Genomic DNA, 21,706 nt, shown 5'->3' with positions numbered 1-21,706 from the left:
GAATGACCAATGACTGTGACATCGAAAGTCGATGAGCCCAGGCTCGAGGAACTGGCCAAGCGTGTCGATGACGCGGTGTCAGCGCTGGCCGATCTCGACCCGAAGTCTCGCGCCGTCGCGGAGGAGCTCAAGGCCGCGCTCGAAGCGGTACACCGCGCCGGATTGGTGACTATTGTCCGCCGCATGCGCGAAGACGACGCGGCGCGCGCCGTGCTGTTCGAGTTGGTGGACGACCCGGTGGTGCACCTGCTGCTGTCGCTACACGAGATCATTCGCCCGGACCCGGTGACCCACGCCAATCGGGTGCTGGTTTCGGTGCGACCCCAATTGCAAAGCCACGGAGGGGATGTCACGCTGGTGCGGGTCGAAGACGGCACCGCATACGTCAAGTTGGAAGGCGCGTGCAACGGTTGCTCGATGTCGTCGGTCACGTTGCGCAACCTCGTCGAGCAGGCCTTGGTAGAAGGAGTGCCCGCGATCTCCGCCGTTGAGGTGCTGCCCAACGAGCCGTCGCCGACGCTGATCCCGCTCGAAGCGCTACGCATCGGCCCCGGCCGGGTGCGGGACGGTTGGGCCAAACTCGGACCCGTCGACGACGTGACCGACGGCGAGGTGACGGTGCGCAGCCTGACGGCCGATTCGGGGGAGAGCGCCGAGGTGATCGTGGTGAGCGTGGATCACCGGTTGTCGGCGTACCGCAATGAATGCGCCCATGAGGCAATGCCGTTGGACAACGCCGTCCTGGACGTGGGCACCGGCACGCTGACCTGCCCGTGGCACGGTTTCTGCTACGACGCCTCCTCGGGCGAATGCCTGAGCGCGCCGGGCGCGCAGCTCGAACAGTTGCCGCTGCGCGTCGACGACGGAGATGTCTGGGTCCGAGTGCGAGGATGAGTCGCTACACGGTCCGGCGCAATATCGGCGCGTTTCCGACGGCGCTGGCCTCACGTACTGAGCCGGTAGCCGACGTCGACCTGACCGACGGATGGTCGCCCGAGGTGTGGCTGGGCGCGCCGGCGGTCGGCGGTCTGGCCCTTCCGGCAGCCAAACCGACGATGGCGTGGATGTATTCGCCGCGTGGCGTGTTCCTGGGCGAGCACCATCTGGTGGTGGCCGACTCCGGCAATCACCGGGTGTTGTTGTGGCACGGCGTTCCCGGCGCGGACGAGCAACCGGCCGACGTGGTGCTGGGTCAGCCGGACGGCTCGACCGAGGGCCGCGCGGCGGGTGGCAGGGGGCCGGAGCGCGGGATGAACCTGCCCACCGGGGTGTTGGTGCATGAGGGTCGCCTGATCGTCGCCGATGCCTGGCACCACCGAATTCTGATCTGGGACAAGGTTCCAGAGTCCAGCGATGTGGCGCCCGACGTCATACTCGGGCAGGCAGACGCGTCCTCGGTGGAACCCAATGCCGGCGCGGAATGCACGGCGGCGTCGTTCTACTGGCCATTCGGCATCGCCATCATCGGGCGCAGGTTCTGGGTGGCCGACACGGGCAATCGCCGGGTTTTGGGTTGGCGCAACGGCATTCCGGACCCGGGCCAACCGGCCGATATCGTGCTCGGTCAACCGGACGCCGCCCACCGCGAAGAGAATCGGGGCGGCACCGTCGGCCCCGCGAGTTTCCGCTGGCCGCACGACATCACCGGGCGCGACGACTTGCTGCTGATCGCCGATGCCGGCAATCATCGCATCCTGGGCTGGTCGCCGCTGCCGGATGCTGACGGCCCCGCTGATGTCCTGCTCGGGCAACCGGATTTCGAAAGCGCGCAGGAATGGCCGTACGGTCCGCACACCGGTGACCGGTTCCGGTTCCCGTACGCCCTCGGGCTCGAGGAAGATCGGCTGGCCGTGGCGGACACCGCGAATAACCGGATCCTCTTATGGGACGGCATGGGTGACGGCGTGCCCACCGAAGGCCGCCCGGCCGATCACGTCCTGGCGCAGCCGACCTTCGGTACCAATGGCGAGAACCGGTGGACGTCGGTGCAGCGCGACACGCTGTGCTGGCCGTACGGGTTGTCCCTGCGCGGCGCCCGGTTGGCGGTCGCCGACTCCGGCAACAACCGGGTCGTGATCTGGCGGCGGCGGTGAGACCGCGGATCATCCAGTCCGACGGGCAGATCGGGTTCTACTGGACCACCCCGTCCGGTACGCCCACGTCGTTACAGAAGCTGGTGGAGCACGACGAGGAAGCGGATCGGCTGATCGCCACCCATTTGGCAGCGCTCGACGATGCGCTGATCATTGCGGCCGAACGGTTCGGCGAAATCCTGGGCGGGGGACGGGGTCCCGCCGACGCGGCCGAACGTGACGACCTGCTCGACTTGCACCGCACCCTGGATCGGCTGTGCTTCGAGTACGCCGCGGCCACCGAAGCGACCGGGATCAAGCCCGACCTGCGCGCCGGCAAGATCATCGGAACCGCCGCCCTGTTCTCCATCCGGGCCCGGCAACCGCTCGGACTGCTGGGGCCGGCACCGCTGGACGACCAGCTAGACGAACCCAGCCTGGGGGTGGTCGGCGGATTCGGCGAGATGCAGCAGGTGGACCCGACGCGGCCGTGGCTGGGTGGACGCTGGGTGGTGCGAACCGAAGGGGGACAACGCTTTCCGCTGACCCTGTCTATGATGATGTTCGACAGCTCGGGCGTGAACAAGGACGCCGCGCGGCGCGAGCACGTGGAGGCGCTCAACTCCGTCATCGACGCGGCGTGCAGCCCCGAAGCCGACCCGCTGGCCGTCACCTGCGCGGTCGACTGGCTGCTCTACGACTGGCTGATGGCCCACCGGGACGGCCCGGACAGTGCCGAGATCGTCTTCCCGAAGGGACACGAACAGGACGCGGCCGTGGTGGTCGCGGCCGCGGCCACCTCCGTCGTGGCCCGGGCGACGTTCGATCCCGGCCTGGTCGGGCTGGGTTCCCTGCGGCACTGACGAGCGACACGGACGTAACCACCTGCCGGATCACCCGATTCGGGGTGTAGCGGCGGCCACGGGTGCGCAACCCTACGAGCTGTGAACACCATTCTTTCGTCACTGGTGTGGTTGCTGATTGCGCTGCCACTGGCCGGGGCGGCGACGCTACTGGTCGGCGCTCGCCGCACCGACCCCTGGGGCCATCTGCTCGGCTGCGCCGGCGTGCTCGCGTCGTTCGGTTGCGGGATCGTTCTTTTCGCCGATCTGCTGCGGCGGGCCGCCGACGATCGCGCGATACACCAGATTTTGTTCAGTTGGGTGCAGGTTGGCACCCTGAACGTCGATTTCGGCTTGCAACTGGACGCACTGAACATCTGCTTCGTGGTGTTGATCACCGGTGTCGGGGCGCTGATACACCTCTATTCGATCGGATACATGCGCGACGACCCGGCCCGGCGCCGTTTTTTCGCCTACCTCAACCTGTTCGTGGCCGCCATGTTGCTGCTCGTCCTGGCCGACAACTACCTCGTGCTTTATTTCGGTTGGGAGGGCGTCGGTTTGGCGTCCTATCTGCTCATCGGGTTCTGGTCGCACAAACCGGCGGCCGCGACCGCGGCCAAGAAGGCCTTCATTGTCAACCGGGTCGGCGACGTGGGGCTGGCGGTGGCGCTGATGATCATGCTCGCCAACCTCGGGACACTCTCTTACGCAGGAGTTTTCGAGAAAACGACCGCAGCGTCGCAGGGCACGCTGAACGCGATCGGGTTCGCGTTGCTGCTGGCCGCCTGCGGCAAGAGCGCCCAGGTTCCGCTGCAGTCCTGGCTCGGTGACGCAATGGAAGGCCCAACCCCAGTCAGCGCCCTGATCCACGCCGCGACCATGGTGACCGCCGGCGTCTACCTGATTGTGCGGTCCGGCCCGATCTTCGATCTCGCCCCCGCCGCCCGGACGGCAGTGGTGGTGGTCGGCGCGGTCACGCTGCTGTTCGGGGCGGTCATCGGCTGCGCCAAGGACGACATCAAGAAGGCGCTGGCCGCCTCGACGATGTCGCAGATCGGCTACATGGTGCTGGCGGCCGGACTGGGCCCGGCCGGCTACGCCGTGGCCATCATGCACCTGCTCACCCATGGGTTTTTCAAAGCCGGCTTGTTCCTGGGTGCGGGTTCGGTCATGCACGGCATGAACGACGAGACCGATATGCGCCGCTACGGCGGCCTGCGCACGGTCATGCCGATCACGTTCGTCACCTTCGGCCTGGGCTACCTCGCGATCATCGGCATCCCGCCGTTCGCGGGGTTCTTCTCCAAGGATGCCATCATCGAAGCCGCGTTTGCAGCAGACGAGGCACTGGGCATCGTCACCCTTGTCGGGGTCGGGCTGACCGCGTTCTACATGACCCGGGTCATGATCCTGACCTTCTTCGGCGAAAGGCGTTGGCAACCGGACGCCCATCCGCACGAATCACCCGCCGTCATGACCGCGCCCATGGTCGTCCTCGCCCTCGGATCACTCGGTGGCGGTGCCGCACTCGCCGTCAACGGCACCCTGCAGCGCTGGTTACAGCCGGTCACCAACCCGGCCGACATCGGCGAGGCGCACCCGGCCATCCCCATCGGCACGCTTACCGCCATCACCCTGACGGCGGTCGCTGTCGGCATTTCGGTGGCCTGGCACAAGTACGCCGCGCGACCGGTGAAAACGTCCGTTTCGGAATGGGTTTCGGTGCCGGTCATCGCCGCGCGCCGTGATCTGTTCGGCGACAAGGTCAACGAGGCCGCGTTCATGCGGCCGGGGCAGCGGTTGTCGAGGGTGCTGGTCGACGTGGAGCTGATGCATATCGACGGCGCTGTCGAGGGCATCGCCCGGCTAATCGGTGTGGCGTCCACGCGTATGCGGCGCATCCAGACCGGTTTCGTCCGCTCCTACGCATTGACGGCTTTCTTCGGCACCGGCGCCGTACTACTGAGCTTCGTTCTAGGGAGGACGTGATGGCCCCGTTGTTGACTGCGCTGTGGGTGGCGCCGCTGGCGGGATCGGCCTTGGTCGTCGCGGTGCCCGCCAGCCGGCCGTTGGCGGCGAAATACACCGCCCTCGGTGTTTCGACGGTCGTCCTGGCGATCGTGGGCGTGCTGCTCATCCGATTCGACCCGTCGGACCCGCAGTACCAGTTCGTCGAAAAGCATTCCTGGATAAGGTCATTCGGGGCCAGCTACCTTGTCGGCCTGGACGGCGTCGCCATGGTGCTGGTGGTCCTGACCGCCGTGCTGATGCCGCTGCTGCTGCTCGCCGGATGGAATGACGTGCAAAGGCCCGGTGAAAGTGCCGTGTATCTGGCGCTGATGTTGGTCGTCGAGTCGATGATGCTCATCGCCCTGGTGGCCCTCGACGTGCTGCTGTTCTTCGCGTTCTTCGAAGCGATGCTGATACCGATGTACTTTCTCATCGGCAGATACGGGGGAGAGGGTGCCCCGCGGGCCGCGCTGAAGTTCCTGCTGTACAGCCTGTTTGGCGGCCTGTTCATGTTCGTCGCGCTCATCGGCTTGAACTTGATCGCCAAGACCTTTGACTTCCGCGCGATCACCGCAACGGTCTCGGCGGGCCAGCTCACGGCGAACCCGGTGGTCATGCATCTGCTGTTTGTCGGCTTCCTGTTGGCCTTCGCCGTCAAGGCGCCGCTGTGGCCGCTGCACACCTGGCTACCGGGCTTGGCCGCCGAGGCAACCCCGGCGACCGCGGTGCTGATGATGGCCGTGGTCGACAAGATCGGCACCTTCGGCATGCTCCGCTACTGCCTACAGCTCTTTCCCGGTAGCGCCACGCTCTTTCGGCCGTTCGTGATCGCGCTCGCGGTCATTGGGATCGGCTACGGTGCGCTGGTCGCGATCGGCCAAAGCGACGTGATCCGCGTGATCGCCTACACCTCGATCAGCCACTTCGGCTTCATCGTCCTGGGCATCTTCGCGATGACCAGCCAGGGACAGTCCGGTGCGGCGTTGTACATGGTTAACCACGGCCTGTCGACGGCCGCGCTGTTTCTGATCGCCGGTTTCCTGGTGTCGCGCAGGGGAACCCGCCTCATCGCCGACTACGGCGGTGTGCAACAGGTCGCCCCGGTGCTGGCCGGAACCTTCCTGGTCGCCGGCATGGCGTCATTGGCCTTGCCCGGGCTGGCGCCCTTTGTCAGCGAATTTCTGGTCCTGATAGGGACATTCACCCGCTATCCGATGGTTGCGGTGTGCGCCGCGACGGCGCTGGTGCTGTCGGCCATCTACATCCTGTGGCTGTACCAGCGGATGATGACGGGCCCGGTTGCCGACGGCAACCATCGGGTGTGCGACCTGCTGCCGCGCGAGCTGGCCGTCGTGGTGCCCTTGCTTGCCATGCTCATCGCCTTAGGTGTTTATCCCAAGCCCGCCCTGGACGTGATCAACCCATCGATCGAGCACCTGGCCGAGCATCACGTGACGAATGCCGGCTAGGGCCGCGGGGGCCCCGAGCTAGAGCGCGGCCAATTTCATCTCAGCCAGCTGCGCCTTGCGCCGCTCCATCAGCCGCAACACCATCGGGGTGAAGATCAGCTGCATCGCCAGGTCCATCTTGCCCCCGGGACACACGATCGTGTTCGGCCGCGACATGAACGAATCATGCAGCATGGCAAGCAGATACGGAAAGTCGATGCCGTGCGGATCACGGAACCGGATGATCAGCATGGACTCGTCGGCGGTGGGGATGGACCGCGCGATGAACGGGTTGGACGTGTCCACTACCGGCACGCGCTGAAAGTTGACATCGGTGTGCGAGAACTGGGTGCACATGTAGTTCACGTAGTCGGGCATGCGCCGCAAGATCGTGTCGGTCACGGCCTCCGGGCTGTATCCGCGGGAGGTCCGGTCACGGTGCAGCTTTTGAATCCACTCTAGGTTGATCACCGGCACCACGCCGATGCGCAGGTCGGCGTGTGCTGCGACGTTCACCTCGTCGGTGACGATCGCGCCGTGCAGGCCTTCGTAGAAGAGCATGTCGGTGTCCGGCGGGATTTCCTCCCACGGCGTGAACGTGCCCGGCTCCTGGCCGTAGGGCGCCGCTTCCGTCTCGTCGTGCAAGTACTTGCGGATCTTGCCGGTACCCGTTTCGCCGTAGGTCCGGAACAGGTATTGCAGTTCTTCGAACAGATTCGCCTCCGGACCGAAATGGCTGAAGGAGTGGTCGCCCCGGGCGTGCGCTTCGGCGATCGCCGCCTTCATCGCGACGCGGTCGTACCGGTGAAAGCTGTCGCCTTCGACGAACGCGACGTTGATGTTCTCCCGGCGGAAGATCTGTTCGAACGTCCGCATCACGGACGTGGTTCCCGCGCCGGAAGAACCGGTCACGGAAATGATCGGGTGCAGGCGTGACATGTGTTTACTCCCAGTAGGTTCAGACTTTCCGGTCGGTCAGGCGGTCACCACGCGATACAGGCCCCGAACGCCGTACAGGGGCGATGTGGAGGGGCGCACATAGTCGCTGCGGTGGTACTCCTCGATGAGCTCCACCTCGTCGGCGGCGCCGAAGATGAGCGGCGCCCGCTGATGCAGGCTGGTCGGCACGACGTCGAGCAGACGTTTGCGGCCAGTGCTGGCCTTGCCGCCCGCCTGCTCGACCAGGAATGCGATCGGGTTCGCCTCGTAGAGCAGGCGCAGGCGTCCCGGCTTGGCCGGGTCCTTGGCGTCCCGCGGGTATAGAAACACCCCGCCTCGGGTCAGGATCCGATGAGTCTCGGCGACCAGCGACGCGACCCACCGCATGTTGAAGTCCTTGCCCCGCGGGCCGGTCCGGCCCGCCAGACACTCGTCGATGTAGCGCTGCACCGCCGGTTCCCAGAACCGCCTGTTCGACGCGTTGATGGCGAATTCGTTGGTGGTTCGCGGGATTTGGATCGACGGCCGGCTCAGCACGAATTCGCCGAGGGTGGGGTCCAGGGTGAAGGCGTGCACACCGGTGCCCACCGTGAGCACCAGCATCGTCGACGGACCGTAGATCGCGTAGCCCGCACACACCTGCTGCGAGCCCGGCTGCAGGAAGTCCTCGGGGGCGGGGTCCACTCCTGGCTCCGGCGCCCGCAGAATCGAAAAGATGCTGCCCACCGAGACGTTGACGTCGATGTTCGACGAGCCATCGAGCGGGTCGAACACGAGCAGGTACTTGCCGCGCGGATACTGGGCCGGCAGCAGGTACGGCTCGGCGAGCTCCTCGGTGACCATTCCGGCCACCTGGCCACCCCATTCGTTGGCCCGCAAGAAGTAGTCATTGGCCAGCACATCGAGCTTCTGCTGCACCTCGCCCTGCACGTTCACCGCGCCGTCCACCGCGTCGGAGGCCCCCAGCACGCCCCCGAGCTCGCCCTGGGCCACCCGGGTCGAGATGGCCTTGCACGCCAGCGCGACGTCCAGGATCAGTGAATTCAGGTCGCCGCTGGCCTCGGGGTGGCGCCGTCGCTCCTCGATGAGGAACTTCACCAGCGTGGTGTGGTGGGTAAGCATGCGGATACCTCCGGCGAGCGGCGCGGGGGACGATTGACGAAGGCCGTAATCGGACTCAGCCATATGCTCTGACCTGCGCGGCGCCGGTCCATCCCCCTCAAGGGGGGTCCGGAGGGTGGATGTTCGCGCACCCGGACCGCCTGCGAGTTGTGACCCGGCCGCTAGAAGTTTGCGGGGTTCACCGGGTAGCGAGGGGCCGCCAAAGTACGGCTACACAGAAAAAATGCGTGCAACGCGTCGGCGCGCCTGCACGGTTAGTCCGCGTCATACCCATACGGTTCTGGTTACACGGAACTACTTGACATAACTCTAAATCTATGGTTGAGGTTGAGACTTTTCAAGCAGACACACCGGGTGCAAACGGACACGGGCAGGGACAGAACAAGCCCCTCAGGGAGGAAGACGAATGATGACCCCCCCACATAACTATCTGGCCGTCATCAAGGTCGTGGGCATCGGTGGTGGCGGCGTCAACGCCGTCAACCGGATGATCGAGCAGGGACTCAAGGGAGTCGAGTTCATCGCCATCAACACCGACGCGCAGGCGTTGCTGATGAGCGATGCCGACGTCAAGCTTGACGTCGGCCGTGACTCGACCCGTGGCTTGGGCGCCGGCGCCGACCCCGAGGTCGGCCGGAAGGCGGCCGAGGACGCCAAGGACGAGATCGAGGAACTGCTCCGTGGGGCCGACATGGTGTTCGTCACCGCCGGTGAGGGGGGTGGCACCGGTACCGGTGGGGCGCCCGTCGTAGCGAGCATCGCCCGCAAGCTGGGCGCGCTGACCGTCGGCGTCGTCACCCGGCCGTTCTCCTTCGAGGGCAAGCGACGCAGCAACCAGGCCGAGGCCGGGATTCAGGCGCTACGGGAAAGCTGCGACACCCTGATCGTGATCCCCAACGACCGGTTGCTGCAGATGGGCGACGCGGCCGTCTCGCTGATGGACGCGTTCCGCAGCGCCGACGAGGTGTTGCTCAACGGCGTGCAGGGCATCACCGACCTGATCACCACACCCGGCCTCATCAACGTCGACTTCGCCGACGTCAAGGGCATCATGTCGGGTGCGGGCACCGCGCTGATGGGCATCGGGTCGGCCCGGGGCGAGGGCCGGTCCCTCAAGGCCGCCGAGATCGCCATCAACTCGCCGCTGCTGGAAGCCTCCATGGAGGGCGCGCAGGGTGTGCTGATGTCCATCGCCGGTGGCAGCGACCTGGGCCTGTTCGAGATCAATGAGGCCGCATCGCTGGTGCAGGACGCCGCGCACCCGGACGCCAACATCATCTTCGGCACGGTGATCGACGACTCGCTGGGCGACGAGGTGCGGGTGACGGTCATCGCCGCGGGCTTCGATGTCGCCGGACCCGGCCGCAAGCCCGTCGTCGGCGCCGCCCCAGGCGAGTCGACGGGTGGCGGGGCCCATCGGATCGAGTCGGCCCGGGCGGGCAAGCTCACGTCGACGTTGTTCGAACCGGTCGACGCCGTGAGCGTGCCGGTCCACACCAACGGCGCGACGCTGAGCATCGGTGGCGACGACGATGACGTCGACGTGCCGCCGTTCATGCGTCGCTGAGGTCTCGATTTGCTTGCCAGTACGCGACAAACCGGCCGCGTCCGGCAAGCGCTGTCGCCCTACGGACAACAGCCTCCCGATACTAGGAACGTGAGCGTACGTATTCGCCGGGTGACCACCACCCGGGAAGGTGGTGTGTCGGCGCCGCCGTACGACACCTTTAACCTCGGCGACCACGTCGGCGACGATCCGGCCGCGGTGGCGGCCAACCGTGCTCGCCTGGCCGCCGCCATCGGTTTGCCCTACGAGCGGGTGGTGTGGATGAACCAGGTCCACGGCGACCGGATCGAAGTGGTCGACGGGCCGCGCGACACCCCCTTCGACGACACCGACGGCCTGGTGACCGCCGAGCCCCGACTGGCGCTGGCGGTGCTGACGGCCGACTGTGTGCCGGTGTTGATGGCGGACGCCAGGGCCGGGGTGGTCGCCGCCGTTCACGCCGGCCGGGTGGGCGCCCAGCGCGGCATCGTTGTCCGCGCGATCGAAACGATGCTGGGCCTGGGCGCGCAGGCCGAGGACATCTCCGTGCTGCTGGGCCCGGCGGTCAGCGGGCGCAACTATGAAGTGCCCGAAGCGATGGCCGACGAGGTCGAGGCGGCCCTGCCCGGCAGTCGCACCAGCACGTCCGCCGGGACCCCCGGTCTTGACCTGCGAGCCGGAATCGCTTGCCAGCTCCGCACTTTGGGCGTGACTGCCATCGATATCGACCGGCGTTGCACCGTTGCCGACCCGACCTTGTTCAGTCACCGCCGCGACGCGCCCACCGGGCGGTTGGCGTCATTGGTGTGGATGGAATGAGCGTGACGCCGGCAGACATCCCCATGCGGGGAAAGGGGGGCGACCGCCAATCTGAATTGACCCACGCGCTGGCGGCGGTGCGATCAAGGCTGGCCGCGGCCGCCGAAGCGGCGGGCCGCAATGTCGGAGAAATTGAACTATTGCCAATTACCAAATTCTTCCCAGCAACCGACGTTGCGATTTTGTCAAGATTGGGTTGTCGCGCGGTTGGCGAATCGCGCGAGCAGGAAGCGGCGGCAAAGGTTGCCGAGCTCGCGCGGTTGTTTGCGGATCCTGTGTACTCGGGTTCTTCCCGCGGAATCCAGTGGCATATGGTCGGCCGTATTCAGCGCAACAAGGTTCGCTCGCTGGCGCGCTGGGCGCACACCGCGCATTCCGTGGACACCCCGGCGGTGGTGACCGCGCTCGCTCGGGCGATCGGTACCGCGCTGGACGAGCAGCGGCGGCCACAGCCGCTTCGCGTCTACATCCAGGTCAGTCTCGACGGCGACGAATCCCGCGGGGGAGTCAACATCGCGGACCCCGGCGCCGTGGACCGCTTATGCGCGCAGGTGGACGAGTCGGAAAGCCTCGAACTTGTCGGATTGATGGGCATCCCACCGTTGGATTGGGACCCCGATAGGGCCTTTGATCTGCTGCAATCCGAGCACGCTCGGATCCGTCAGTCGTTTCCGCGCGCGGTCGGACTGTCGGCCGGCATGTCGAACGACCTGGAAAGCGCTGTAAAACATGGTTCGACGTGTGTGCGTGTCGGTACCGCGCTAATGGGGCCGCGGCGGTTACGGTCACCGTGAATAGTCACTGTAGTCACACCTTCATCACAGACAACAAACATCCCAAAGCTAGAAGGGGTCTCTCGATGAGCACACTGCACAAGGTCAAGGCCTACTTCGGTATGGCTCCGATGGAGGATTACGAGGACGAGTACTACGACGACCGCGGTCCATCCCGCGGTTATTCTCGGTCCCGTTTCGACGACGAATATGGGCGTTATGAGGGTCGTGACTACGACGATCCGCGCCGCGACGTGCGCGACCTGCGGGACCCCCGCGATCTGAGGGGCGAACCCGCCGACTACCCGCCGCCGAGCAGCTACCGCGGCGGGTACGCCGAGGAGGCCCGTTTCCAGCCCCGCGAGTTCGACCGCACCGACATGCCGCGTCCTCGCCTCGGGTCGTGGCTGCGCAACTCCACCCGCGGCGCGCTGGCGATGGACCCGCGTCGCATGGCGATGATGTTCGAGGAAGGCCACCCGCTTTCCAAGATCACCACGCTGCGGCCCAAGGACTACAGCGAGGCCCGCACCATCGGCGAGCGCTTCCGCGACGGGACCCCGGTCATCATGGACCTCGTCTCGATGGACAACGCCGACGCCAAGCGGTTGGTCGACTTCGCGGCCGGCCTGGCCTTCGCGCTGCGCGGGTCGTTCGACAAGGTCGCCACGAAGGTGTTCTTGCTCTCACCCGCCGACGTCGACGTGACTCCGGAGGAACGGCGCCGGATCGCCGAAACCGGTTTCTACGCTTACCAATAGGGCTTGACAGTCCCTTTCATGCTCTGGGTGGTACAGCCCGGCGCGCTTCGCAACGAGGGCGCCGGGCTGGCCGTTTGAGGGGGCAGCTACCGGCTGCCACGAACGTGTGCCGCAGACTCGGTCGGTAGGCTGTTCTTGCCGCCCCGCACGGGCGGCATATTGGCATCCTCGTCGGTAAGGTCAGGCTCTCGTTGGCAGTGTTCATTCACACCCTGGGTTTGGTGCTGTTCGCCTTCTGGTTCCTGTTGATCGTGCGAATCGTTGTCGAGTTCATCCGCTCGTTCAGCCGAGACTGGCGTCCCACCGGGATCACGGTGGTCATCCTCGAGTTGATCATGACGATCACCGATCCACCGGTGAAGCTGCTCCGCCGCCTGATCCCGCAACTGACGGTCGGCGCGGTGCGCTTCGACCTGTCCATCATGGTGCTGCTGCTGGTCTTGTTCATCGGGTTCAGCACGGCGATGAACTACCGCGCCTGAGCCTGTCGGCGCGCCTCCGAGATCTGGTTTGCGACGGTTCAGCCACGATTTGGAGACGGTTTTGACGCGCGCGATTATTAAGAACTAAGAAATGTGATTTATTTGCCTTAGAGATTGAAATTGGTTCTTATTTATTAGTCCAATCGGCAACCGCCGAGTCTGGTGTGACAGGATGGACGGCAGTTGCGTGACGGCTACCAGTCCGTTCTACACTTTCCAGTTGACCGTCCAGGAACTCGAGGGGACAAAGAATGCCGCTTACACCTGCCGACGTCCACAATGTGGCGTTCAGTAAGCCGCCTATCGGCAAGCGCGGGTACAACGAGGATGAAGTCGATGCCTTCCTCGACCTGGTAGAGAACGAGCTCACCCGGCTCATTGAAGAGAACGCCGATCTGCGTCAGCGGATTGCCGAACTCGACGCGGAATTGGCCAGCGGTGGTGGCGGTGGTGCCGCCCAGACCGTCGCTCAGCCGATTCCCACCTACGAGCCCGAACCGGCCAAACAGGCCGAGGCCGCGGCCGGCACCAACGAGGAACAGGCGCTCAAGGCGGCCCGGGTGCTCACCCTGGCGCAAGACACCGCCGACCGGCTGACCAGTTCCGCTAAGGCCGAGTCGGAGAAGTTGCTGTCCGACGCACGTGCCAACGCCGACCAGATCCTCAGCGAGGCCCGGCAGACGGCGGAGACCACCGTGGCCGAGGCCCGCCAGCGGGCGGACGCGATGCTGGCCGATGCCCAAGCCCGGTCCGAGAACCAGTTGCGGCAAGCCCAGGAGAAGGCCGACGCCCTGCAGGCCGATGCGGAACGCAAGCACTCCGAGATCATGGGAACGATCAACCAGCAGCGGACGGTGCTGGAAGGTCGGCTCGAGCAACTTCGGACATTCGAGCGCGAGTACCGCACCCGCCTCAAGACCTACCTGGAATCGCAGCTCGAGGAACTCGGCCAGCGGGGATCGGCCGCGCCGGTCGATTCCAGTGCGGACGGCGGCGGGTTCGAGCAATTCAACCGCAATAACACCTAACCCGGGACACGTGCCCGGCGACGGCACCGGTTCCGAGGTCGGTGCCGCGGTCCCTGGTAGGTTTAGCAGTCGCTGCTCGCCTGCTGGAGGAGACCGATGCTGATCATTGCCCTTGTGTTGGCCTTGATAGCCCTCGTCGCCTTGGTGTTCGCGGTGGTCACCAGCAACGAACTGGTCGCTTGGGTGTGTGTCGGCGCCAGCGTGCTGGGAGTGCTGTTGTTGATCATCGACGAGGTCCGGGATCGGCAGCAGCGGGCCCGCAGCAAAGGCGACGACTCGGCAGACGGGGCGACGGAGGACGCCGAGGCCCAAGAACCTGAGGAGACCGTCGACTACCCGGATGAGGGTGAGCAGGAGACCGTCACCTCCGAAACCGAGGCAGCGGCCGAGACGGAATCCCACGAATCCGACGACTCCGACGACCCCGACGACTCTGATGACAAGGAATCGACGGTGGCCGGCGACGCCGGTGACGCGGGGAACAGCAAGTAGTTAGGGCGCTCGGGAGCCGTCCGGGACCGCCTTGGGCGTCTGGCCGGCGGCCGTTGGCGCGGCGAGTAGCTGCCGCACTTCGTCGTCGCTGACCTGATGAAAATCGTCGTACACCTGCCCGACGGCCTCGAACGCGGCCGGCATGGTTGCGCAGACCACGTCGTCGGCCTCCCTGGCCAGCTCCTGGCAGGCGCTCGCGGGCCCGACGGGGACGGCCACGATCACCGCACGGGGTCCGGCGCCGCGCACCGCCCGAACCGCCGCCAGCATGCTCGCGCCCGTGGCGATGCCGTCGTCGACCAGGATCACCGTCTTGCCGCGCAGGTCGGCGGGCGGGCGCCCACCCCGGTACGCCTGCTCCCGGCGGTTGAGTTCGGTGGTTTCGCTGGCGATCACCTTGCGCACCTGTTCTTCGGTGATGTCCAAGCTGGACACCACGCTGTCGTTCATGACGACCCGGCCGCCGCTGGCCAGTGCGCCCATCGCGAGCTCGGGCCAGTGCGGCACCCCGAGTTTGCGGACCAGGAACACGTCTAGGTCGGCGTGTAACGCCGCGGCCACTTCCCAGCCGACCGGAACGCCGCCACGGGCGAGCCCTAGGACGATCAGACCGTCGCGGCCGCGGTAGGAACTGAGTTGCTGGGCCAGGAATTGCCCCGCGTCGCGGCGGTCACGGAACTTGCGTGTCGTCGTCCGGCGCAGAAAGCCATTCGGTGGGTTCATTGATCGCACTCCCGGCTTCGACCCCACACCAGCCTACGGCCGAGCCTCGACGAACGAAACACCGTGGTCGAGAAGGGTGTCCGAGGGGGACTTGGCCACCTGCGACACGGGTTGCGACCTTTGCGTTGAGTGGTTGACCAGCCAATTCTCCGACGGTTGGCGGCGCGCGGACCCTGGTGGTATCTGTGCGCCTTTGCCGCTGTTGTCCTGCGCCGTTTCGCAAAGTACCATGTTTCTCGTGGTGCGAAACGCGCTAGTTAAAGAAACGGATGTGCGCAATGCAGCGGTCGAGACGTTGCGCTCGCGACTGCCTGCATCCTGGCGCATCGAGACCGACATCGAACTGGACCGTGCCTTCGACTTTCGGATGAAATTGACCACCGACGAGGGTGCCACCGTCAACTTCCTGGCCGAAGTGAAGCTGTCAACGAATCGCCGCCCGGTGCAGGACATCGCAAGGCAGTTGCGCACCATGGCCGCCGCCTTCGGCGACGCTCCTGTGCTGTATGTCAGCGAATACGTCAGCCCACCGCTCCGGCGTGAACTGGACGAGGCCAATATCAGTTACCTGGACACGACCGGCTGGGTCAGCCTGACGGCGTCCGATCCGCCGGTGCTGATCCGCTTAGAAGGTGCGCCCAAACCGCCGCGGCCCCGAGAGTCGACGGCCACCGCCCGCCTCACCGGCCCCGCCACAGCGCGCACCATTCGTACCCTCCTCGACCGACAACCACCGTGGGGGATCCGCGAACTTGCGGAGCTGTCGTCGAGCAGTGCTGCAGCGGTCTCCAAACTGATGCCGACGCTGGTCGATGCCGGAGCAATCGAGCGATCCGACGATGGGACGATAACCCGCGTGCGGAAACGTACACTCCTCGATCGCTGGGTTACCGACTACAGCTTCACCAACGGTAATGGTGTTGTCCTCGACTACATCGCGCCACGCGGTGTGGCACGCACGCTCGACCGAATCCGGGGCCGCGACGACATCACCACCACAGGATCGGCTGCCGCCCGCGAATACCTTCCTGCGGACATCACCTCAGTTGTTCCTCTGACCGTTCTCACTCTCTACGCCGACAACGTCACCAGTACCGCCACCAGTTTCGGGCTCGTCCGCAGCGACCGCGCCACCAGCAACGTCATGATCACGACCCCGCGAGATCACACCTTGCTCACCAGCGCCGACATCACCCCAACTGGGTTGCGAGTTGCACCGACCTCCCAGGTGCTTGCCGACCTGCTGACCCTCCCCAAAGGTCGCCTTGCCCAAGAGGCCGAGCAACTCATCGACCTCCTGGCAAGGAGCGACGATGCCTGGAGAGAATGAATACGTTTACCCACCGGAGTATGTCGCGGCGCGAGCCGTACTGCTCGATGCCCTTGATGCACTCGATGGGCACCTTCCGACGATCATCATCGTCGGCGCCCAAGCCGTGTATCTGCACACTGGCGCCGGCGACTTTGTTGAACCACCGATGACCACCGACGGTGACCTGGCTCTCGATGCGGAGTCGCTGAAGACCAGTCCTGAGATCACCGCTGCTATGGCCGCAGCGGACTTCAAGCAGGGTGCAAACCCCGGTCGATGGACGGGCCGCGGCGAAGTGGCAGTCGACATCATGGTTGCGCCGTTTCAGTCGGGCCGCACGGCCAAAGACGCACGCTCAGCACGGTTGATCGGGCACGAAAAGTGGGCTGCCAGACCCACGGCTGGCCTGGAGCCCGCCCTCATCGACAACAGCCCACACATTCTGCGGGCATTAGCGGAAGACGATCATCGCTGTGTTGAGGTCAAGGTCGCGGGACCGGCCGCGCTCTTGGTCGCCAAGATCATCAAATTCGAGGAACGGCTCAACGACACCAAGGCCGAGGGCAAGCGGGTCAAGCAGAAAGACGCGTTGGATATGCTGCGCCTGCTTCAGGCTGTCGACACCGCTGACCTGATCGGCGGTCTTCGCCTGCACTTCGCTGACTCGCACGCACGAGATGTCAGCATCCGTGCGTTGGGTTTCCTGGGGAAGGAAGGCACGCCAGCGACTTCGGCCCTGCCACAGGCCGCCGCGGCAGTCGACGGCGGCAACCCCACCACAGCGCCCAGCTTCGCAGCTTTGGCGCAGGATCTCCTCGGTCATGTTCGCGACGAATTGGGTGTGACGCCTTGATTGTGAGCGCTGGACATTGCCAGTGTCGGCCGCGGGTGCCATGTCATCTGATGCTCAGTTTTCAGCCCGCATAGCGTCAAGCCACCACTCGGGCGTCGTGGCTTGGCGATCAGGAACCGCCCGACACTTGGTGGTGGATTGGGGTCGGCAGCGATGTCGGAGGTCTTCCTAACTGGTGATGCGCGTGACGCAAAACGGCCACGCGGTGAGTATGGCGAACCCACGCTGTCGGAGAAGCTCGTTACTCTGCCGTCATGTCGGAAAACCCAGCGGCATCAGACGGCCGGCTTGACCTGATTGCGCGGATAGCTGGCCTGCAGCTCATTCCCGCCAACGTGCACCACCTCGAATCGCTCAAGAAACTCAGCGCTTTCGCAACAACGCTGCCCGACACTGTGACAGTTGACAGTGGAACGTTCGCCGAGTTCGCTCAACGGTTCGAGCAGGACACAGGCGAGGCTTTCGCGCATGACGGCAGATTCGAATACTTTGTTACCGCGGAGGTGCCGTTCTTCTCAAGCAGCTACCTAACGCTGCAGGGCTACGACCCGACAAGCGGAACCGACGTAGGCCATCTGCTACTGGCGGTCTTCGGCGCACACGACTTCGACTTTCCGGCCGAGTACCAGCGCAACATCCGAACACTCACACATGTACTACTGACGCCAGCCGACCACCTAGCGAGGCGCTTCGGTTACCGGCGTCAGCAGTTGGCACCGCCTAAGACCGCGGAGGTGATAGTCCCCGGAGACCAGCACTGGGTCAGCTTATCTGACGCTCTGCAGTTCAATTTCACGTCCGCGTTCGCGGACACGCCAGCTGGCGCGGTCGCATACGTTCAGAGGGAGCTGTTCACGCCGATCGATGTACTCCACACGGTGGACCCGGTTGTGGTGCCAAACCTGTTGCTTCGCCAGCCATTTGTAATCACGCCCGCTGGCCAGGTCGTCATTGCCGCTCCACGCGACCTCACCACAACCCTTCGCCATAAAATAATCGCAGAAGCATCAAGGCATGGCTGCTTAGATTCTCTGCAAGCTGCGATCAGGGCAATTGCGACCAAATTAAGCCGTCGGCTCACCCTGCCGCTTTTCGATCCGCCAGGCGCCACTGTTGATGAACTCGACGCTCACACCATCCGACTGCGAGGTGCGATCGACTCGGACAAACGATTGGTCGTGAACATACGAGTGCCGCCGCTCGAAACGAGTAACGACGACGTCTTTCCAGGACCGATGATCGGTGCCTTCCCGCTGAACACCGAAGACGCGACTGCAGGGGAGCGGACGCTGACGCTGGACATAGTGTGGCCGATGGGACGCGATCTGATGCTGATGTCAGGTGATGAAGAACGTCACCTCGTCGGATCGTTCGACGAGTTCGAGTTGATCTTGTTCACGCCAGGAACCGATCAGCTCACGCTGTGGTATTTCGCAGAGGCGTGGGATCGCCTTGGCGAGTCGACACGGCTCCTGCACCCGGGAATCAGCGCTGTCTATGGGCTATACAGCGGTAGACACGATTCGTTCTACATCGACGATGACTCGCCGCCGCCACACTTGCTCGTAGTCGAGTCGGACTATTCCGAGGAACTTCGCCGCAGCTTTGCGACTCGAATCGGCAGAGCACAGGTGCACATCGCCAACCGGATATACGAATCGCACCTGAAACACGGTCCCGCGACTACCGTTCGCGAGGTCTTGGCACCGCCCCGCCACATCTTCTCCGCCGAGCTGGATGATGTCGTGATCTGGGCCGAGATAATCTCCGATACTGAGGGTGACGCCTACGGCCTCCACAGTTTCCCAGAGGCCATCTGCTACTGGGCAGAAGCCTTAAACCAATACGATCCAACAGTATTTGAGGCGTACGACCGCGACATTCATGTACTGATCAAGTACATCGGCGAGGTCGACGAAACCGACCAACCCTGGATATTCGAGGGCGATCCAGTCCACAATAAAGACTTCGTATTCGAGCTTCGTGCACCGCAACGTCCGCCAGCTGGTACGCCGCCGAATCACTTAGATCGCGAGCTGTTGGCGGAACTTGCCCGCGCCTTTCTCTCCGATCGACTAGCAGGACACGGGCTGACCCAAGCGACCGAAAGCATCGTCGAAGCACTGGCGCCGCCAGGGGAACGACGGATGGTGCACATCGTGCAATCTCACGTCGATCTAATCGCATGGCCAGGAAAGTTGCCGTCGGCCCGACGAGTGCAGCCCGCCGTCCTCGCACGGCTACTCGACGAACTCGGCAGTGAGCTGCGCGAGCACCGAGGCCGAGGTGTCGGAGAGATCACGGAAGCTGATCGCAGAGCCGTCCTGAATAAGGAAGTAGTTCCATTTTTCGGGGACCGCCTCGAGTCCCGTATCAAGGGTTTCAACGCCATGGACCTGCTCCGATCGCTGATTCTGCAGAACGAAGCACTCATCCATGAGGAGTACATCGAACGGACCCGCTACGCATCTCGATTGGCCTGCTTTGGGCACGGCCCCGATGAGGCGGAACGACTCGCAAAGCACTTGACGGCAACGAACACAGCGTCCGTGTGTTCCCGATTCCTCATTGAGTACGCCGCCGCCCTCCACCCGCAAGGTGCCGACGGCATGACTGATGAAGCCTATGACTCGATCTTGGCGCTCGCATCCGAGGTGGTGAACAAGGGGTTCATTTCCGACGCACTCCACGCGGGCATCTCACACGCCGAACTGTCGATCCTGCCGTCCGGACGACTGGGCATCTCGCGTGATACCGACCGCTACACCCAAGCTTTGCAAGGCCTGATGAGTGCAACTGCTCAATCCACCATTGATGAAGCCGTCGCGGCCGCTACTCAGCGGGAAGAAGGCGATGCCAGCCAAAAAGAGGCGTTCGCCGTCGCCGAACAGCTCGCGACCCGAGAGTTTGGCTTCAACTTCACCGATCTCACGCTGTTCACAAGCGAGCTGGTCAACCTGTCCCACGAAGAGAATCAAGACGACGTCGGCATCTTGTCCGTTCCACAAATTCAGGAGCGTATGGCTGCGAAATTTAACTGGGAACTTGACTTCGTCAACTCCATGCTGAGCCAGCTGTGCCTTCGCGAAGTCGAGAAGTTTTGGAATCTGGGCGCGGAGGTCCTGCCCTGGAGATTTAATCGATCGCGCTCATATTTGAGAAAACCCTTGATCTGCTGGAACGTCCGCGGAACCGAGACCGTAATTTTCGGCCATCGCAATACGATCCGCACCTCGTTCGAGCTCCATGGCCAATATCTGTCTGGTCGATTACAGGCAAGAACGAAGGAGATGAAGGAAGCACTGAGCCGCGCACGCGAGGAGAAAGGCGAGAACTTCGAACGCCGAATTGAGTCCACGCTCACCGGGGTCTGTGATCCGATCCTGCGTCGAGTGCACAAATTTGGGGAGCTCGACCTGCACCATGTCCAAGGCGTCGATCTCGGTGACATCGATGTCCTCGCTTTCGACCCGTCTTCACAATCGCTGTACATCATCGAGGCGAAGTCCCTGATCGTCGCGCGCACACCACGTGAACTGCAAAACGAAGTGTCGAACATCCACGTGGGCGAACACAGTGCAATTGAAAGACTGCGCGGAAGATACGAATGGGTTCTCCAGAACCACCAGGACGTGCTCAAGACATTGGATCTCACGGCAGCGGATGTGACCGTAGTTCCGCTGGTCGTTATTGATGCCGATCTGGTATCGGCCAGATTCGAGTCCCCGTTCGACATTGTGACACTGGACAATCTGTTGACGTACATGAGGGGCGACCAGGTGTGATGGCGGGCTCTTAAGCTTCCAGAACCCAGAGAAGTGTGGCCGAGGGCGACTTGGCCACACCCGGCACCGGTCGGGGTTATGCCGCTGACGTCGAACTGGCGTCGATTGCTGTGAGGGGGACCCGATTGATGGTCCAGTCGCTATGCGGCTTGGGGTTGGTGGGTCGTGGTCCACTGTAGGGCGAACTCGGTTGGGGTGAGCCCGCGGTGGGCGGAGTGAGGCCGGTTAGTGTTGTAGTCGATCCTCCAGTCTTCGATGATGACCTGGGCTTCTCGTAGGGAGTCGAAGCGCCAGGAGTTGAGCAACTCGTCGCGCAGTCGGCCGTTGAATGACTCGATCCAGGCGTTCTGCCAGGGGGATCTTGAGGGGGACCCGATTGATGGTCCAGTCGCTATGCGGCTTGGGGTTGGTGGGTCGTGGTCCACTGTAGGGCGAACTCGGTTGGTTGGTCTCATTCGGCAATTCGGGCGATTCTCGACAACCCGACCTATCGCGGGGTGCGGGTCTGGGGCAAACAGGAGAAATACGAGGTCCTGGCCCTCTCTGCCAACCTGAGTTGAGGCGCCCACCCCCTGACAATTAATGACTCGAGGGCGGGGATGGAGAGACTCCCTGAGATTGTGAATGGCCATGAGAAAGTCCCCATCTGTGGCCAGTAGAAAGTCCCCACTGGTGGCCAGGTAGAAGTCCCCACTC

Annotated in this window: 17 protein-coding genes and 3 pseudogenes; 16 read left to right on the top strand and 4 right to left on the bottom strand. The window is 64.2% G+C overall.

Annotated elements, in window-relative coordinates:
- Positions 1 to 9 precede the first annotated feature (9 nt).
- The 5 genes from BST27_RS06355 (at position 10) to BST27_RS06335 (ending at position 6,396) form a co-directional block, all read left to right on the top strand.
- Entirely contained in the window at positions 10 to 894 is an 885-nt protein-coding gene (locus tag BST27_RS06355; RefSeq protein WP_069419544.1) for a NifU family protein, read from the top strand.
- Positions 891 to 2,093, top strand: a complete 1,203-nt coding sequence (locus BST27_RS06350) for an NHL repeat-containing protein (RefSeq protein ID WP_069419545.1) — start codon at positions 891 to 893, stop codon at positions 2,091 to 2,093. Before BST27_RS06355 ends, BST27_RS06350 begins: the two co-directional genes overlap by 4 nt.
- A complete protein-coding gene (locus BST27_RS06345) occupies positions 2,090 to 2,935 on the top strand; it encodes a hypothetical protein (RefSeq protein ID WP_069419546.1) in 846 nt (281 codons plus the stop codon). Before BST27_RS06350 ends, BST27_RS06345 begins: the two co-directional genes overlap by 4 nt.
- An 81-nt stretch (positions 2,936 to 3,016) precedes the next feature.
- A complete protein-coding gene (nuoL, locus tag BST27_RS06340; protein WP_069419547.1) occupies positions 3,017 to 4,906 on the top strand; it encodes an NADH-quinone oxidoreductase subunit L in 1,890 nt (629 codons plus the stop codon).
- Positions 4,906 to 6,396 (top strand): NADH-quinone oxidoreductase subunit M, encoded by a 1,491-nt coding sequence (locus BST27_RS06335; RefSeq protein ID WP_069419548.1) that lies wholly within the window; start codon positions 4,906 to 4,908, stop codon positions 6,394 to 6,396. The genes nuoL and BST27_RS06335 overlap by 1 nt, the downstream gene beginning before the upstream one ends.
- Before the next feature lie 18 nt (positions 6,397 to 6,414).
- Here the strand turns inward: BST27_RS06335 and BST27_RS06330 are convergent, their stop codons facing one another.
- On the bottom strand, positions 6,415 to 7,314 hold the full coding sequence (locus BST27_RS06330; RefSeq protein WP_069419549.1) for a phosphoribulokinase: 900 nt from the start codon (positions 7,312 to 7,314) through the stop codon (positions 6,415 to 6,417).
- 36 nt (positions 7,315 to 7,350) lie between these two features.
- Positions 7,351 to 8,499, bottom strand: coding sequence for a class 1 fructose-bisphosphatase (locus BST27_RS06325; RefSeq protein WP_232007295.1), 1,149 nt, complete (start codon positions 8,497 to 8,499; stop codon positions 7,351 to 7,353).
- Positions 8,500 to 8,845: 346 nt separating this feature from the next.
- Here BST27_RS06325 and ftsZ point away from each other — a divergent pair, with 346 nt between their 5' ends.
- The 7 genes from ftsZ to BST27_RS06290 all read left to right on the top strand — a co-directional run bounded on the left by ftsZ (position 8,846) and on the right by BST27_RS06290 (position 14,337).
- The gene (ftsZ, locus tag BST27_RS06320; protein WP_069419551.1) at positions 8,846 to 10,003 is read left to right on the top strand and encodes a cell division protein FtsZ; all 1,158 of its coding nucleotides are present in this window, start codon (positions 8,846 to 8,848) and stop codon (positions 10,001 to 10,003) included.
- 90 nt (positions 10,004 to 10,093) lie between these two features.
- Complete coding sequence (gene pgeF, locus BST27_RS06315) at positions 10,094 to 10,801, top strand: peptidoglycan editing factor PgeF (protein ID WP_069419552.1); 708 nt, start codon at positions 10,094 to 10,096, stop codon at positions 10,799 to 10,801.
- Between the two features lie 23 nt (positions 10,802 to 10,824).
- Positions 10,825 to 11,595 carry a YggS family pyridoxal phosphate-dependent enzyme gene (locus BST27_RS06310; RefSeq protein WP_139805041.1) on the top strand — a complete coding sequence of 257 codons (771 nt, stop codon included), beginning with the start codon at positions 10,825 to 10,827 and terminating at the stop codon, positions 11,593 to 11,595.
- A 65-nt stretch (positions 11,596 to 11,660) separates the two neighbouring features.
- A complete protein-coding gene (locus tag BST27_RS06305; RefSeq protein ID WP_069419554.1) occupies positions 11,661 to 12,335 on the top strand; it encodes a cell division protein SepF in 675 nt (224 codons plus the stop codon).
- A gap of 191 nt (positions 12,336 to 12,526) precedes the next feature.
- Entirely contained in the window at positions 12,527 to 12,817 is a 291-nt protein-coding gene (locus tag BST27_RS06300; RefSeq protein ID WP_069419555.1) for a YggT family protein, read from the top strand.
- A gap of 251 nt (positions 12,818 to 13,068) precedes the next feature.
- Positions 13,069 to 13,845, top strand: coding sequence for a DivIVA-like cell division protein Wag31 (gene wag31, locus BST27_RS06295; protein ID WP_069419556.1), 777 nt, complete (start codon positions 13,069 to 13,071; stop codon positions 13,843 to 13,845).
- A 96-nt stretch (positions 13,846 to 13,941) separates the two neighbouring features.
- Entirely contained in the window at positions 13,942 to 14,337 is a 396-nt protein-coding gene (locus BST27_RS06290) for an SUR7/PalI family protein (RefSeq protein WP_069419557.1), read from the top strand.
- On the opposite strand, the pseudogene BST27_RS06285 reads toward BST27_RS06290, so the two are convergent.
- A pseudogene (locus BST27_RS06285) lies at positions 14,338 to 15,069 on the bottom strand (phosphoribosyltransferase); the annotation flags it as partial.
- Positions 15,070 to 15,298: 229 nt separating this feature from the next.
- Here BST27_RS06285 and BST27_RS06280 point away from each other — a divergent pair.
- The 3 genes from BST27_RS06280 to BST27_RS06270 all read left to right on the top strand — a co-directional run bounded on the left by BST27_RS06280 (position 15,299) and on the right by BST27_RS06270 (position 21,010).
- Positions 15,299 to 16,390 (top strand): hypothetical protein, encoded by a 1,092-nt coding sequence (locus BST27_RS06280; RefSeq protein WP_249025693.1) that lies wholly within the window; start codon positions 15,299 to 15,301, stop codon positions 16,388 to 16,390.
- Complete coding sequence (locus BST27_RS06275) at positions 16,374 to 17,225, top strand: hypothetical protein (protein WP_069419560.1); 852 nt, start codon at positions 16,374 to 16,376, stop codon at positions 17,223 to 17,225. The genes BST27_RS06280 and BST27_RS06275 overlap by 17 nt, the downstream gene beginning before the upstream one ends.
- Positions 17,226 to 17,479: 254 nt before the next feature.
- Entirely contained in the window at positions 17,480 to 21,010 is a 3,531-nt protein-coding gene (locus tag BST27_RS06270; RefSeq protein WP_069419561.1) for a hypothetical protein, read from the top strand.
- Between the two features lie 140 nt (positions 21,011 to 21,150).
- Here the strand turns inward: BST27_RS06270 and BST27_RS06265 are convergent.
- Positions 21,151 to 21,369: pseudogene (locus BST27_RS06265) on the bottom strand (integrase core domain-containing protein); the annotation flags it as partial.
- An 84-nt stretch (positions 21,370 to 21,453) separates the two neighbouring features.
- Between BST27_RS06265 and BST27_RS34775 the strand changes: the two are divergent.
- A pseudogene (locus tag BST27_RS34775) lies at positions 21,454 to 21,546 on the top strand (recombinase family protein); the annotation flags it as partial.
- Between the last annotated feature and the right edge of the window lie 160 nt (positions 21,547 to 21,706).

The sequence above is a fragment of the Mycobacterium intermedium genome (assembly GCF_002086275.1).
Classification (GTDB): Bacteria; Actinomycetota; Actinomycetes; order Mycobacteriales; family Mycobacteriaceae; genus Mycobacterium; species Mycobacterium intermedium.
This window is presented reverse-complemented; position numbering and strand designations above follow the sequence as displayed.